The organism is Arthrobacter alkaliphilus (genome assembly GCF_021483235.1).
Taxonomy (GTDB): domain Bacteria; phylum Actinomycetota; class Actinomycetes; order Actinomycetales; family Micrococcaceae; genus Arthrobacter; species Arthrobacter alkaliphilus.
In genome coordinates this window covers 67,163-81,196 of the sequence record NZ_JAKEEC010000004.1, presented here as the reverse complement: position 1 = coordinate 81,196, position 14,034 = coordinate 67,163, and the positions used below count along the sequence as shown (strand labels likewise).

The 14,034-nt window shown below is 64.5% G+C and carries 15 protein-coding genes and 1 tRNA gene; 8 read left to right on the top strand and 8 right to left on the bottom strand.

Annotated features, from left to right (window positions below; genetic code table 11):
- Positions 1-100: 100 nt before the first annotated feature.
- Positions 101-1,081, top strand: coding sequence for a DNA-3-methyladenine glycosylase family protein (locus tag L0B83_RS04810; RefSeq protein WP_234757281.1), 981 nt, complete (start codon positions 101-103; stop codon positions 1,079-1,081).
- Between the two features lie 19 nt (positions 1,082-1,100).
- On the opposite strand, the gene L0B83_RS04805 is transcribed toward L0B83_RS04810, so the two are convergent.
- Both L0B83_RS04805 and L0B83_RS04800 read right to left on the bottom strand, forming a co-directional pair.
- Positions 1,101-2,060: a hypothetical protein gene (locus tag L0B83_RS04805; RefSeq protein WP_234757280.1), complete on the bottom strand. Its 960-nt coding sequence runs from the start codon at positions 2,058-2,060 to the stop codon at positions 1,101-1,103.
- Between the two features lie 131 nt (positions 2,061-2,191).
- Positions 2,192-3,865, bottom strand: a complete 1,674-nt coding sequence (locus tag L0B83_RS04800; RefSeq protein ID WP_234757279.1) for an AMP-binding protein — start codon at positions 3,863-3,865, stop codon at positions 2,192-2,194.
- A gap of 102 nt (positions 3,866-3,967) precedes the next feature.
- On the opposite strand from L0B83_RS04800, the gene L0B83_RS04795 reads away from it, so the two are divergent.
- Positions 3,968-4,246 carry a putative quinol monooxygenase gene (locus L0B83_RS04795; protein ID WP_234757278.1) on the top strand — a complete coding sequence of 93 codons (279 nt, stop codon included), beginning with the start codon at positions 3,968-3,970 and terminating at the stop codon, positions 4,244-4,246.
- Positions 4,247-4,317: 71 nt separating this feature from the next.
- On the opposite strand, the gene L0B83_RS04790 is transcribed toward L0B83_RS04795, so the two are convergent.
- Positions 4,318-4,689, bottom strand: coding sequence for a thioredoxin family protein (locus L0B83_RS04790; RefSeq protein ID WP_234757277.1), 372 nt, complete (start codon positions 4,687-4,689; stop codon positions 4,318-4,320).
- A gap of 111 nt (positions 4,690-4,800) precedes the next feature.
- On the bottom strand, positions 4,801-5,346 hold the full coding sequence (locus L0B83_RS04785; RefSeq protein WP_234757276.1) for an acyl-CoA thioesterase: 546 nt from the start codon (positions 5,344-5,346) through the stop codon (positions 4,801-4,803).
- Between the two features lie 139 nt (positions 5,347-5,485).
- On the opposite strand from L0B83_RS04785, the gene L0B83_RS04780 reads away from it, so the two are divergent.
- Positions 5,486-5,710, top strand: coding sequence for a hypothetical protein (locus L0B83_RS04780; RefSeq protein WP_234757275.1), 225 nt, complete (start codon positions 5,486-5,488; stop codon positions 5,708-5,710).
- Between the two features lie 239 nt (positions 5,711-5,949).
- On the opposite strand, the gene L0B83_RS04775 is transcribed toward L0B83_RS04780, so the two are convergent.
- Together L0B83_RS04775 and L0B83_RS04770 are read right to left on the bottom strand one after the other, a co-directional pair.
- A tRNA-Tyr gene (locus tag L0B83_RS04775) sits at positions 5,950-6,031 on the bottom strand.
- A gap of 128 nt (positions 6,032-6,159) precedes the next feature.
- Positions 6,160-6,426 (bottom strand): hypothetical protein, encoded by a 267-nt coding sequence (locus tag L0B83_RS04770; RefSeq protein WP_234757274.1) that lies wholly within the window; start codon positions 6,424-6,426, stop codon positions 6,160-6,162.
- Positions 6,427-6,627: 201 nt separating this feature from the next.
- On the opposite strand from L0B83_RS04770, the gene L0B83_RS04765 reads away from it, so the two are divergent.
- From L0B83_RS04765 to L0B83_RS04745, 5 genes are all read left to right on the top strand, one after another.
- Positions 6,628-7,119, top strand: coding sequence for a YajQ family cyclic di-GMP-binding protein (locus L0B83_RS04765; RefSeq protein ID WP_133202449.1), 492 nt, complete (start codon positions 6,628-6,630; stop codon positions 7,117-7,119).
- 181 nt (positions 7,120-7,300) lie between these two features.
- Positions 7,301-8,494: a PP2C family protein-serine/threonine phosphatase gene (locus L0B83_RS04760; RefSeq protein WP_234757273.1), complete on the top strand. Its 1,194-nt coding sequence runs from the start codon at positions 7,301-7,303 to the stop codon at positions 8,492-8,494.
- A gap of 118 nt (positions 8,495-8,612) precedes the next feature.
- On the top strand, positions 8,613-10,604 hold the full coding sequence (locus L0B83_RS04755; protein WP_234757390.1) for a glycosyltransferase family 2 protein: 1,992 nt from the start codon (positions 8,613-8,615) through the stop codon (positions 10,602-10,604).
- Entirely contained in the window at positions 10,588-10,920 is a 333-nt protein-coding gene (locus L0B83_RS04750) for an STAS domain-containing protein (protein WP_234757272.1), read from the top strand. The genes L0B83_RS04755 and L0B83_RS04750 overlap by 17 nt, the downstream gene beginning before the upstream one ends.
- The gene (locus L0B83_RS04745) at positions 10,913-11,341 is read left to right on the top strand and encodes an ATP-binding protein (RefSeq protein WP_234757271.1); all 429 of its coding nucleotides are present in this window, start codon (positions 10,913-10,915) and stop codon (positions 11,339-11,341) included. The genes L0B83_RS04750 and L0B83_RS04745 overlap by 8 nt, the downstream gene beginning before the upstream one ends.
- 164 nt (positions 11,342-11,505) lie before the next feature.
- On the opposite strand, the gene htpX is transcribed toward L0B83_RS04745, so the two are convergent.
- Together htpX and L0B83_RS04735 are read right to left on the bottom strand one after the other, a co-directional pair.
- Positions 11,506-12,375, bottom strand: coding sequence for a zinc metalloprotease HtpX (gene htpX, locus L0B83_RS04740; RefSeq protein WP_234757270.1), 870 nt, complete (start codon positions 12,373-12,375; stop codon positions 11,506-11,508).
- A gap of 86 nt (positions 12,376-12,461) precedes the next feature.
- A complete protein-coding gene (locus L0B83_RS04735; protein WP_234757269.1) occupies positions 12,462-13,733 on the bottom strand; it encodes an MFS transporter in 1,272 nt (423 codons plus the stop codon).
- Between the last annotated feature and the right edge of the window lie 301 nt (positions 13,734-14,034).

The window sequence follows — 14,034 nt, the reverse complement described above, 5'->3', positions numbered from 1 at the left end:
CCGCGCCACACGTGGAGTCTAGTCTTGTGGGTTTCGCGGCGTAAGGGCTGGGGCGCCGCTCTTTTCGAGGGTTGTCGCACCGGCATGGGACGATGAATGAATGACCATCGTCGATGCCCCACCCACCGCCGCGGCAGCAGCGGACGCATCCGTTCGATGGCACCCCGGTGGTCCTTTCGATCTCCTCCAGACGCTCGGGATCCTCATGCGCGGAAAGGGTGATCCCTCCTTCGCGGCACGTCCGGACGGCTTGTGGATGGCCTTCACGACGCCGGACGGCCCCGCCACGCTGCGCCTTTCCGCTGCAGGCATCGACGCCGACAGCCACGTGGATGCCCAGGCTTGGGGTCCCGGCGCGGGCTCCGCCATCGCCGCCGTGCCTGCGCTGTTGGGCAGCGGAGACGACTGGTCCGGCTTTGACGAACCTGCCTTCCATGCCACCCTTCCCCGCCTGGTCAGGGAAGCCCGACGGCGGAACCTCGCTGTCCGTCTGCCTACCACCGGCCGGGTCGTGGACTCCCTTGTGCCCACGATTCTTGAGCAAAAGGTCACCACTGTCGAAGCACGCCGGGGCTACCGCTATCTGATGTACAGGTACGGCACCGCAGCGCCGGGGACCGGCCGCCTCACGCCGACGGGATTGCTCGTCGCGCCGACTGCAGGCCAATGGTTGGCCATCCCGTCATGGGAATGGCACAAGGCGGGCGTGGGTCCCCAGCGCTCGGCGACCGTCATGCGGGCGCTGCGATCCGCCGTCGGGCTTGAACGGCTCGCCTCACTCAGCGCGGCCGAAGCCGGAGCGAAGATGCAGACCATCCCGGGCATCGGCGTCTGGACGGCTGCCGAGGTTGTCCAACGGACCCACGGCTGCCCGGACTCGATCGCGGTGGGCGACTACCACCTCGCCTCGTACGTTGGTTACGCGCTGACGGGCAGGAAGACGGACGACGCCGGAATGATCGCCCTTCTGGAGCCGTGGCGCGGGCACCGGCAGCGGGTGGTCCGGATGCTTGGACTAAGCGGCTTCCGCAAGCCTACCTTCGGACCCCGGATGACCATCCAGGACCACCGTCGCCACTAGTCCCCTAAGCAACGCGGGGTCACTTACGGCCCATGTTGCTGCCCGGCATGGGCCGTAAGTGACCCCTCGTTGGCCGGGAGCGCTTGATCCGGGCGATGAGGCCAGCAAATCCTTCGGCCAGGTCGTCGGCGTTGACCTTGAAGTAGGACCAACCGGCACTCGTGAACGCCTCGTCCCTCCGGTTGTCGCGTGTCTGCTGTTCGCGCGTGAGATGCGGGGCGCCGTCGTACTGCACGGCGATCCGGAACCGCCGGTACCCCAGGTCCGCGGACGGCGACCACGGGTCATCCGGGTCGAGGCGGAGCTGCAACTCCGGTTCAGGCAACCGCGCATCCAACATCGCCAGCCGCAAGAAGGTCTCCGGAAAAGAATCTGCTCCGACCCGCATGTCTTCGAGGGCGAGCCGGGCCTTCTCGACGCCCTTCATGTTCGGATGCTGCCGGATCAGGAGCCGCAACCTCTCCTTGGTGGCGTAGGGCTCGTTCCTTCCTTCAAAGACCGGTCGGGGCATGCGGATCAACTGATCACCCATGGCAATCAGGTACTGGAGCGGCAATTGATGCGCCAGATCAAGCCACGTCCGCGGCGGGGAGGACACGGGAATTCCATCAATCTCGGCAACTTCGCCCGGGAGGACCCGCACCCGGTGCCCTGTCACCCCGGTCCTGGGGACCCGGGGAAGCTCGTGCGGCTTGCTGAGGTGGACCGATACGCCGTCGCCAAGCCATGGAGGAAGTCCGAGCCGGGTCAACATCGCTGCGCTCTCGTGGGAGACCCACGCCCCGGGTGTTGCCGCGGCGAGGACCCGCGCGCGTTCGGCAAACTCAAAGTCGCGGCCCGCAGGCAAATGGATGAGCCGGCCGCCGTCGGACACGTCCTTGGCCCGGAGCCGCTTCGGAGGGACGCCAAGCACCCGGGACTCATAGACCGTGAAAGGACGGTCATTGAGTTCCTCCGGCAGCGGCACGATGCGGACCATGGAATCCAGTGTGTCCGCAAATGGAGGCCCCCAAGGAGTTATCACAGGGAGATTTCCAACCATGGCAACGCGGGGTCACTTACGGCCGATGTTGGGCTGCAACACGGGCCGTAAGTGACCCCGCGTTGGCTTTAAAGTCCGAGGCGGGCGATCGCTTCCTCGCGCATGTCGACTTTGCGCACCTTGCCGGACACCGTCATGGGGAAGGTCTCCCTGATGTCCACGTAGCGCGGGATCTTGTAGTGGGCCAATTTGCCGCGGCAGAACTCCTGTACGTCGTCCAAGTCCAACGCCGCTCCAGGTTTGAGGATGATGCACGCCATCAGTTCCTCGCCGTACTTGGCATCAGGCACCCCGATGACCTGGACGTCCTGGATGGCGGGATGCCGGTACAGGAACTCCTCGATTTCCCGCGGGTAGATGTTCTCGCCGCCGCGGATGACCATGTCCTTCATGCGGCCTTCGATGACGATAAAGCCGTCCGGGTCCATCCGGGCGAGGTCCCCGGTGTGCATCCAGCCTTCATCGTCGATGGCCTCGGCCGTCTTCTCCGGTTGGCCCCAATAGCCGTCCATCACGGCGTAGCCTCGCGTGCACAGCTCGCCGATCCCTCCGCGTTCGATGGTTTCGCCGGTGCCTGGATCCACGATCTTGGACTCGAGCCGGGGCATGGTGCGCCCTACGGTCGTGGTCCTTTGCTCAAGCGTGTCGGTGGCGAGGGTCATGGTGGACACGGGCGAGGTCTCGGTCATTCCGTAGCAGATGGCCACATCCCGCATGTTCATCTCGCCGATGACCCGCTCCATGACCTCGATGGGACACAGCGAGCCGGCCATGACTCCGGTACGCAGCGTGGAGAGGTCATAGGAGGCGAAGTCGGGCAAAGCCAACTCGGCGATGAACATAGTGGGCACGCCGTACAGTGAGGTTCCGCCGCAATCCTGCACCGCTTCCAAGGCGGCGGACGGAGTGAATCCTCGGCCCGGAATGACGGTGGCCGCGCCGTAGCTCAAGGCGTTCAGGTTGCCGATGACCATTCCAAAACAGTGGTAGAACGGCACCGGAAGGACCACCCGGTCGTGTTCCGTGTATCCCAACAGCCTGCCGATCTGGTTGCCGTTGTTCAGGATGTTGTGGTGGGTCAGCGTTGCGCCCTTGGGGAAGCCCGTGGTCCCGGAGGTGTATTGCAGGTTGATGGGATCGTGCGGGTCCAGTTCGGCCATGCGGGCCTTAAGCGCTGAGGGCGCGACGCCGTCCGCCCGCTTGAGCAGCTCGGCGAAAGTCCACTCTGCGTCGCTTTGGGGGACGCCGGCGTCGAGCATGTCCAGTCCCAGGTCGGGAAGGAAGACCAGCTCCCGAAGCTCCGGACAGCCGGCCAAGGCATCCCGTGCCATGGAAACGTAGTCGCTGTTCTTGTCCGATGGCGCGACCACCAGCATCCGCATGCCGTTCTGACGGACGACGAATTCGAGCTCATGGCTGCGGTATGCCGGATTGACGTTGACCAGGATGGCCCCGACCTTGGCCGTAGCGTACTGCAGGATGGTCCATTCAGCGCAGTTCGGACTCCAGATGCCAACCCTGTCGCCCTTCGCGACACCCATCGCCAGCAGCGCACGCGCGAGCCGGTCGACGTCGTCGTTCAGTTTTTCGTAGCTCCAGCGCCGGGCCTCACCGCCGGGCACGAGAGCGGCTTCGATGAGCGCGTCCCGCAAGGGATACCGGGCCGCGACCCGTTCGAAGTTGGCGCCGATGGTCTCTTCAAGCAGCGGGACGTCGGTGTCCCCGGCTGTGTAGGAAAGCATGAACGCACGCTACCAACTCCGCCGGTCCAAGAGAAGACTTTTGCTTGGAAGTCCTACAAAATATTTCAGGTCTCCCGCGGGCTTGCCGGTAAGGTGAATCACATGAGTGCACCCATCGACCTGCAGGCCACGTTCATTCCCAACGACGGCGAATTCTTCCGCGTGAAACTCGCATTGGAAATCGCGATCGAGGAAGTAGTGAACGAACCCGGCTGCATCCGCTACGAGCTCACCGAAGCGAACGAAGACAAGCTGGTCCTGACCGAGCAGTGGGCCTCCGAGGAACACCTCGATTTCCACTCCAAGGGCATCGCGGTCCAGGACCTCAACGAATCCCTCAGCGCACTGTTGGCGGAGCCGGTCAAGCTCGAGCGCCTCTAACGGCCCTTTAAGCAGAATCGGCTGTCCCCGCCAGCGGGGACAGCCGATTTCGTTTAGTTTGTGGAACTCCCCTAGGAGTTTTCTGCGCGCTGCTTTGCGATATGCGCGTGGACCTCATCCATGTCGAGCCCCTTGACGGCCTCGATGACCTGCTCCAACTGGGGGCCGTTAAGCGCGCCCGGCTGGGAGAACACGAGGACCTTGTCACGGAAGGCCATGAGCGTGGGGATCGAGGAGATGCCGGCCTCGGCTGCGAGTTGCTGCTCGGCCTCGGTGTCCACCTTGGCGAAGAAGACGTCGCCGTGCTTCTCGGATGCGGCTTGATAGGTAGGAGCAAACTGCCTACAAGGGCCGCACCACGCAGCCCAAAAATCCACCAGGACAATGTCATTGCCCTCGATGGTCGATGCGAACTGCTCGCCGGTGATGTCAACTGTAGCCATGCTTCCACGGTACGCGACCGCGCCGCCTAAGTCGCCCTTGTTCGCTACACGGCAAACCGGGAATAAAGCACGACGCCGGGCAGCCGGCTTTGTGCCTCCCCGGCGCTGCCGCTAGTGCCAGAGGTGCGGGGCGGCCCTGCGGGCACCGGGAAGGGCGTTGTTCTCGCGCCATTCGTGGATCCATTCCGGAAGCTCAAGGTCTGCCGGGGGGTCGCCGAACTCGGCCAGGATTTCCTCCTGGCTCACGGGCCGTCCCTTGGCGACAAGCCGGGTGGCGATGTGCGCTCGGGCGTAGATCTCCCCGTCCACCACCATTCGCTGCTCAAAGTAGATCGCTTTGGAATCGAGCCCAATGATCTTCGACTCGATGGTGTACCTCTGCCACAGCTGCAACGATTTCCGGAATGCGATGGTCTCCCCAGCTGCCACCGGGCTCCAGCGGCGGCGGCGCATCTTTTGCCAGATCCCGGCGCGCACCATGAGGTCGAAGCGTCCAAGGTCCATGAGCGAAAAATACATGCCGTTGTTGACATGCATTGCGATGTCGATGTCCGTAGGCAGCACTCGCATGGGCAAGGAGGACGTGCCCCAAACGCTGAGCGGGCTCCGCCTGGACGAGGTGAACAACAGCAAGAGGGTTCGGAGAAGCAAATGCATAACGGCCATGTTACTCCGGAGTAACATTCCGTGACAGCCTCGTTTTGTGTGTCGCTACATGGCATGTCGTTTACCGCCGGTTCACGTGCCACGGGAAGAATGTCTGAAACAAATTGCAGAAAGCACCAAGGGGGATCCCATGAGCACCATCCAAACATCCGAGTCGCACGCAGATGTGTGGCCGGAACTGCCGCTCCACCAGGAGTTGGTGTTGCAGGACACCCGCGGCAACAGGATCGTAGGCACCTTGGACGGCATGACCGATGATCGCAGCACGCTCTGGATCCAGCTGTCCGGAGGCCTGGGCCGGCAACTCGTGCACCACCAGGACGGGTACTGGCTGGAGCCGGGCAGCGCGAGCTAAAGCTGGCGGCGCGGACCGTCGGTGACCACGCGCCGTCGGGCGCTCGGGGCGGCAGGGGCGACGCGGCGACGCGGAAATTCGCTGGCGACACGGGAAATTCCTGGCGCTACCGGAATTCCGGTAGCGACAGGTATTTTGCGGATCCCCAGGAAATTTGCGCGGCGCGAAGCAGCTTGCCGCAAGCAACATGACCACACAAAAAATCCCCGGAACCATAAGGTTCCGGGGATCCAATGTTGTGGCAGATGAGGGATTCGAACCCCCGTAGGCGTTGCCAGCTGATTTACAGTCAGCCCCCTTTGGCCGCTCGGGTAATCTGCCGAACTTCAAAGAAGCCACTCCCGATCATCGTTTCGTTTCCGATCCGGTAAGCGCGAGCAAGACAACCTTACAGAACTTCCGCCGAAGAATCGAATCGGGCCTTCAAGGCCGCGAAGTCAGCGCAAATCTTAGGCATCCCCGAGAATCCGGCCAGCCAGCTTGGCCTCAAAACTGGCCGCCTGCTCAGGCGTGATCTGGTTGAGCTGCACGGCCCGCAACAAGTCCGCGTGAACGCCATCCATCCGCGATGCCGCGTCCGCGACCGGGCTCAGTACCACGGAAGCGGCGAGCGCTGCGGCCGCGACAGCGCTTGCGGCCGAGGCAGCAGCGACTCCGATTGAACCGGCGGCGGCAGCGGCTGACTTGGTGACGTATCGGACGGCCTGCTTGCTCATGGTGCTCCTTATTCAGGACGGGTTCCTCAAACTGATACAACTCTGTCGGGGCAGTCTCAGTTCCCGCCCTGCGCACACTGTGAGCGAACTGTGAACGTTCAGCCCACGCCCGGCGCTTCCGTATTAGGCTGGTTGGCAGACAAAGCTGCCCGTTTCCGGGCCGCACGGCATCCAACGCAACGCACCAATCTAAGGAGAGTCATGGCAGGCGAATCCACATTCGACGTCGTCAGCAAGGTAGACAAGCAGGAAGTCGCCAACGCGCTCAACCAGTCCCAGAAGGAAATCGCGCAGCGCTACGACTTCAAAGGGGTGGGCGCTGAAATCGACTTCAGCGGCGAGAAGATCCTCATGAAGGCCAACTCCGAAGACCGCGTCCTTGCCGTCCTGGACGTGTTCCAGTCCAAGCTCATCAAGCGCGGCATCTCCCTGAAGTCCCTCGACCAGGGCGAGCCGTACCCCTCCGGCAAGGAATTCCGGCTGGAATGCTCCATCAAGGAGGGCATCGCCCAGGACATCGCGAAGAAGATCAACAAGATCATCCGCGACGAAGCACCGAAGTCCGTCAAATCCCAGATCCAGGGCGACGAACTCCGCGTCACCTCGAAGTCCCGCGATGACCTGCAGGAAACCATGAACATCCTCAAGAAGTTCGAAGAGGCCGATCTCCAGTTCGTAAACTTCCGCAGCTAAGGCCTGTTCTGCGGCGTGATTACCGGGACGTTGTTCCCCTAGTCCGAAGAGAGTCCGCAGAATCCCCGAGGACCGCAGCGATCAGTTTTGATCCTGCGGTCCTCGGTTGTCTGAATATAGGCTGGTTCAGGCTGTGACGTCCGATGGGGGACCCGAATCATGAATGAAGTGCGAGCACTGTATGACACTGACAGACCAGTACATCGAGGCCTCTGAACGAGACCGTTTGGAGGACCTGTCCAGGACCCGGCTCTTGGACACGCCTCCGGAGGAACGGTTCGACCGGATCACCCGGCTCGCCCAGGCCCTCTTCGGCGTGAGCGCCGCCAGCATCGCGTTGATCGACGAGAAGCGTCAGTTCCTTAAGTCATTCGTGGGTCCGCTATCCCGCGAGTCCGAACGGCGCCACACCTTCTGCACCGAGACCATCAAGTCCGCCGATACCCTGGTGGTGGAAAACGCGATCACCGACGAACGTTTCCGGAACAGCCCGCTGGTCACCGGCAACCCCCACATCAAGTTCTATGCCGGACGCCCGCTCAGGGGTCCCGGCGGCACACACGTCGGGACGTTCTGCATCATCGACCAGTCGCCCCGCACCTTCTCGGATGACGAGCGGAAGGTCCTTGCAGACCTCACGGCCATCATCCAGCGGGAAATGAACCTGTCCTGGGACATCGACAACGGCGCCCGCATGCAGCGGGCGCTCCGGCCCGCCGATCCCCCGGCCCCGGCCGGCTACGAACTGGGAACCTGCTTCTACCCGGCGTTCGGAGTCAGCGGGGATTTCTATGACCTGGGCACCACCACGGATGGCAACTTCCGATTGACCGTCGGCGACGCCATGGGCAAGGGCGTGGGCCCGGGCCTCGTGGCGGGGACGGTGCATTCGGCATTTGCCGCCACCGGCTGGCCGGAAGGACCGGCGGCCACCCTCCGCTCCGCCAGCGACAGCGTGGAGGAGAAGCTCGCGCGGGCCGGCTCCTATGCGACGGTCTTTCACGCCGTCATCAACCCGGCCACCGGCCAAGGCCATTACGCCGACGCCGGGCAGGGCCTCAGCCACATCCTGCGGGCGGACGGAACACTCGAACGCCTCCCCACGACGGGTCCTCCCATGGGCTTGATGCCCGGCCAGGACTGGGACACGCTGCCCCTCAGTTTGGAACCCGGCGACGGACTTCTGATCGCGACCGACGGACTCCTGGACCTCGATGGCAGCGACCTGGACCAGCTGGCCGCCGTCATCGCAGCGCGTGAACCGGGTACCAGTCCCGACGCGGCCGTGAAGACCTGGTGCGACCGCCGTGGAAAGACAGGCGTCCTGGACGACATCACCGCGGTCCTGCTGCAACGCAACGCTTCGGGCGCCTGACACAGGCGCCGGCCCCGCTCACGGTCCCGCACCTTCCCGAAAGGAATTCCGCGTGCACCAAACGCCACCGCCATCGGACCCCGACGCTGACACCCGCCGTCGTTCCGGGCACCTCGAAGTGGTCGCCGTCCGCCTGTTGGTGATACTTACGCTGGTCACCGGAGTCAATTACATCCTCTGGCGGTGGTTGGCTTCGCTCAACTGGGACGCTTGGTGGATTGCGGTGCCGCTGGTCGCCGCCGAAACCTACAGCCTGATCGACGTTCTGCTTTTTGGAATGACCGTGTGGCGGATCAAGCACCGCACACCGCCAGCCGCCGCGCCGCCGGATGCCACCGTGGACGTTTTCATCACCACCTATAACGAGCCGCTGGACCTGGTGATGGGGACTGCTCTGGCAGCGCAACGGATCCGGCACCCGCACAGCACCTGGATCCTGGACGACGGCAACCGCGCCGAACTCCGTCAGCTGGCGGCCCGACACGGCCTTGGCTACGTCACCCGGTCGACGGATTGGGAAGGCATGCCACGGCACGCCAAGGCCGGCAATCTCAACAACGCCTTGATGATGACCTCCGGCGAGTTTCTCCTCATTCTGGACGCGGACCAGGTACCCAGCCCGGACATCCTGGACAAGACACTGGGTTACTTCAACCACCGCAAGGTGGCCTTGGTCCAGACACCGCAATACTTCATCAACGTTCCCGAGAGCGATCCGCTCGGCAGCCAAGCCCCCTTGTTTTACGGGCCGATCCAGCAGGGAAAGGACGGTTGGAACGCGGCATTTTTCTGCGGCTCCAATGCTGTGCTCCGCCGGGAAGCGCTCATGCAGCTCGGCTTGGTGGGGTACGTCCGGGAAACCGAAAGAAGTGTCCGCCGCGCCTTGGATGCCTCCCGCTCCGCGATCCGCAAGGCACGGCGGACCGCCGCCGGCGCACCGGAACTCCTGCAACAGACCCTCGACGAGGTGGAAGCGGCAACCCTTGACGCCCGACGGCGGCTCGACGACGGCGAATCGCTCAGCGAGATCACTTACCGGGTACGCCGGCGGGTGGACCTTGCCGTGCAAACGGTAGTGCAGGCCGACGTCTCCACACTTCAATCCGACTTGGCGGAGATCGCCGCAATGTCGGCGGTCGAGGTCGGTGAGGCAGGCGTCCCGGTCGTTACCGATGACGCAATTCAGCGCCTCTCCGCACATGACTGGTCACCGCTGGGCGCCATCGAATCCGTCCAAGCGGTACTTGACGCCCTATCGGTGGAGCGTACCGGTGAGGCCCAGCCGGTGATGCCGTTGGCCACCATATCCGTCACCGAGGACATGGCCACCGCCATGCGGATGCACGCCATGGGCTGGCACAGCGTGTACCACCACGAGATCCTGGCCCGCGGCCTCGCCCCCGAGGACCTGGGCACCATGTTGACGCAACGCCTGCGCTGGGCCCAGGGAACCATCCAGGTCTTCCTGCGGGAGAATCCGTTGGTACAGCGCGGGCTCAGCGTGGGACAGCGGCTGATGTATTTCGCAACGATGTGGACCTATTTCAGCGGCTTCGCCGCCGTCGTCTACTTCGCCGCGCCGGTGGTCTACCTTCTGTTCGGAGTCCTTCCCGTCTCGAGCCTCAGCGCGGACTTCTTCTGGCGGTTCATCCCCTTCATGGTGGTCAACCAGATCCTTTTCGCCGTCGCCGGCCGGGGCATCCCCACCTGGCGCGGCCAGCAGTACAGCCTGTCGCTATTTCCGACCTGGATAAAGGCGTGCACGACGGCGGCACGCAACGTCTGGTTCGGGCGGCCCCTTGACTTCGCCGTGACGCCCAAGGACCGGCAGGACGGCGGTCCGCGGTGGGCCCTGATCCGGCCCCAGATTGTCGTATCGGCGCTGCTGGTGCTTGCTGCGATCACTGGCATCGGCCGGCTTGTCGCCGGAATGTCCGAGCCGATCGGAACCGTTGTCAACGTACTATGGATGCTGTTTGACTTGCTCGTCATGAGCATCCTGGTACGTGCCGTCCGCTACCGCGGTTTCCAGGCCGACGATTCCGGGGAGCCAGACGCCGGAAGCATCGAAGCCCCTATTGAAAGGACCGCCCGTGGACCTGAGCTATGAAGTCAAAGACCACTACGCTGAGATCACCGCTGAGGGTCGGCTGAACATGGTGTCCGCGCCGAAGCTTCGGGACATGGTTGCCGAAGTAGTCGCCGCGGGAACCAACCGGATTGTGGTCAACCTCCAGGAGACGTCCTTCATGGATTCCTCTGGCCTCGGGGCCCTGATCGGTTGCCTGAAGGCCGCCCGCCAGGCCGGCGGCGACCTGCGGATTGCCCAGGTGCAGCCCCAGGTCCAGATGGTCCTCGGCCTGACCAGCATCGACAAGGTCCTGATGTCTTATCCCACCGCCGCCGAAGCCTTCGCGAATGACTGAGATCCTGGCCCGGCGGACGCTCCGCCAGCCGGCCCTCCCGGAGGCAATCGAGGTTGTGCACAGCGAACTCGACGCCGTCTGGGAGGACGCTCCGTTCGTGCCGGAGCTGGACCGGATGACATTCGCCACGGCCGTGATTGAGGCAGCCAGCAATGTCATCCAGCACTCCGTCCCGGAGACCGCCAGGCCCGTCGAAATCGAGGTGGACATCGTCGTGACCGCCGGCAGCCTGGAGGCCCGGGTCAGCGCTTTCGGGGCAGCGAACCCCGGAGCACTCGAGGCCAGCTCAGCGATGCCGGATGCAGGCGCCGAGTCCGGCCGCGGGCTTGCGCTCATCGACGCGCTCGTCACCACGGTGTCCTTCCGGCGCGAGAACGGAACGAACACCTGGACCCTCACCAAATCCCGGCTGGAGGACTAGGAAGGCAACCCCTGCGGCCAAGGCTGCGGGAAGTACGACGGCGGGGCGCGTCACGCCAGGCAACTTTTTGGAGTCGAGGCCTGCCGAAAACCCCGGGATTCCGCCACCGCGCCTATTCGCCCTATCCGAAAGGTTGCAGCACGTGACAGCCGGAACGGCCAAGGCTAGGAAAGCGGTCGGCCGGCCATCCGCTCAAGGCGTTCGATGCGCTCACGCATGGGCGGGTGGGTAGCGAACAGCTTGGTCATGGCACCGCCGCGGAACGGGTTGGCAATCATGAGGTGCGAAGTATTCACGAGACGCTGATCCTGTGGCAGCGGCACCTGCTTCACGCCGGCTTCGATCCTGCGGAGGGCTGAGGCGAGCGCCAGCGGATCGCCGGTGAGCTCCGCGCCGTCGTGGTCGGCGTCGTACTCCCTGGTGCGGGAAATGGCGAGCTGGATCAGCGACGCGGCAAACGGCGCGAGGAGCGCCATGGCGATCATGGCAACCGGGTTGGCGTTCCGCCGGTCCCCGCCGCCGAAGAACAGCAGCATCTGGCCCACCGAAGTAATGACGCCGGCGACGGCGGCCGCGACGGACGAGGTGAGGATGTCGCGGTTGTAGACGTGCATGAGTTCGTGCCCGAGGACGCCGCGGAGCTCGCGCGCGTCGAGCAAGTTCAAGATGCCTACCGTGCAGCACACAGCGGCGTTCTTCGGATTGCGTCCCGTGGCGAAGGCGTTCGGGGTCATGGTGGGCGAGATGTAGATCCGCGGCATGGGCTGGTTCGCCCGCACGGAGAGCTCCCGGACGATTTGGTAGAGCTGCGGAGCTTCCGCTTCCGAAACCGAGTACGCGCCCATGGAACGGATGGCAATCTTGTCGCTGTTCCAATATCCATAAGCCGTTGTGCCGACGCCGATCAGCGCCATGATCCAGATGGGCGACGCACTGCGGGTGCCAACACCGATCACGGCACCGAGTCCCAGCAGCACCGCCCAGAGCACACCGAACAGCGCTGCGGTCTTCAGGCCATTGTGATGATTATGCACTTCACTACTTTCTTGCGGTCCGGTTTTGGTTCTGTTCCGATTAACGCCGACGGCGGCCCGGACGTTCCTGCCCGGCTAACCTGCGTCTACGGCACGGGATGGAGCGAATCGTAGCTGAGGAAACCGCGCTGCGCCCGCGCCACGAGCCACGCAAGCACCGCGCACAGCACGCCGCCGAGGAGCAGGACCCAGCCTTCGCTGAGGACCTTGGTGACGCCACCGGCGAGCATGTCCCCTACGCGCGGACCGCCCGCGACCACCACGATGAACACGCCTTGCAACCGTCCCCGCATGTGGTCCGGAGTGGCGGATTGCAGGATGGTGGTGCGGAAAACGGCGCTGACGGAATCGGAAATCCCGGCAAGCGCACAACACATCGCCGCGGGGATGATCCAGGGCGTGACGCCGCCGCGCCCTGCGTCTCCGGCCAGGACCACCACAAGCCCGAAGGCCCCTATGGAGAAGCCCCACCCGGCCACGGACCACACCACCGCAGTGCCTTGGCGCCGCACCCGCCCAAGAGGCCCGGAGAACAGTCCGGCCAGGAAGGCGCCGACGGCCACGGCGGCTAGCAGCACACCCACGGTGGTGTCACCGCCCCCGATCATCGTGGCTCCGATTGCCGGCATGAGGGCGCGCGGCTGGGCACAGATCATCGCGATGAGGTCGATGATGAACGTCATGCGGAGGTTCGGCCGGGTGCCGAGGAAGCGGAAGCCCTCGACGACGGAGCGGAGCCCGGGTGCCGACGCATTCTCGGCCGCGGGAAGGGCAGGGAGCGTGAACAGGCTCCACAGTGCGAATGCGAAGCTGACGGCATCGATCGTGTAGGTCCAGCCGAAGCCGCTCGACGCAACCAGCACGCCGGCCAGCAGGGGGCCTGCCGTCATCGAAATGCCCATGTTGAGCATGCTCAACGCATTGGCGGCAGGCAGCAGTTCTTTCCGGACCAGCAAGGGAATGATGGCGCTCCGCGCCGGTCCGTTGATGCCCTGCGCGCCGCTCTGGATCGCGACGAGGATGAACAGGATCCAAACGTTGTTCAGCTGGAACCATGCTTGGAGCGCCAGTCCCACGCTGCATGCCCACAGGACCAGGGAGGCGAAAATTGCGACTTTCCGCCGGTCGTAGGCGTCCGAAAGGGCTCCGCCGAACAACCCCGCAATCACCAGCGGAACCAGGGCAAAGATGCTGAGCAGGCCCACGTAGAGGCTCTGTTGGGTGATGCTGTAGACCTCAAGGCTCACGGCAACAACGGTCAGCTGGGATCCCACCATCGACACCGAAGACCCGAGCCACAGGCGACGGAATGCGGGGCTTTCGCGAAGCGGGGTCAGGTCAGCCAGGAGTTTTGCCACCGTCCAACCCTACCCACCAACCCGCCTGCGCTCCGGATGCGCCGCGGGCCCGCCGTCGCGCCCGGGGGGGGTCCGCCGTCGCGACCGGGTCCGGGGCGCCGTCGCGACCGGGTCCGGGGCGCCGTCGCGACCGGGTCCGGGGCGCCGTCGCGACCGGGTCCGGGGCGCCGTCGCGACCGGGTCCGGGGCGCCGTCGCGACCGGGTCCGGGGCGCCGTCGCTCACCGAGCCGGCCCGCCGTCGGCGCGTTCATCCGAAGTTAGCCTCACCTTATTGTGAAGTACTCATAATAAGTGCTTCAA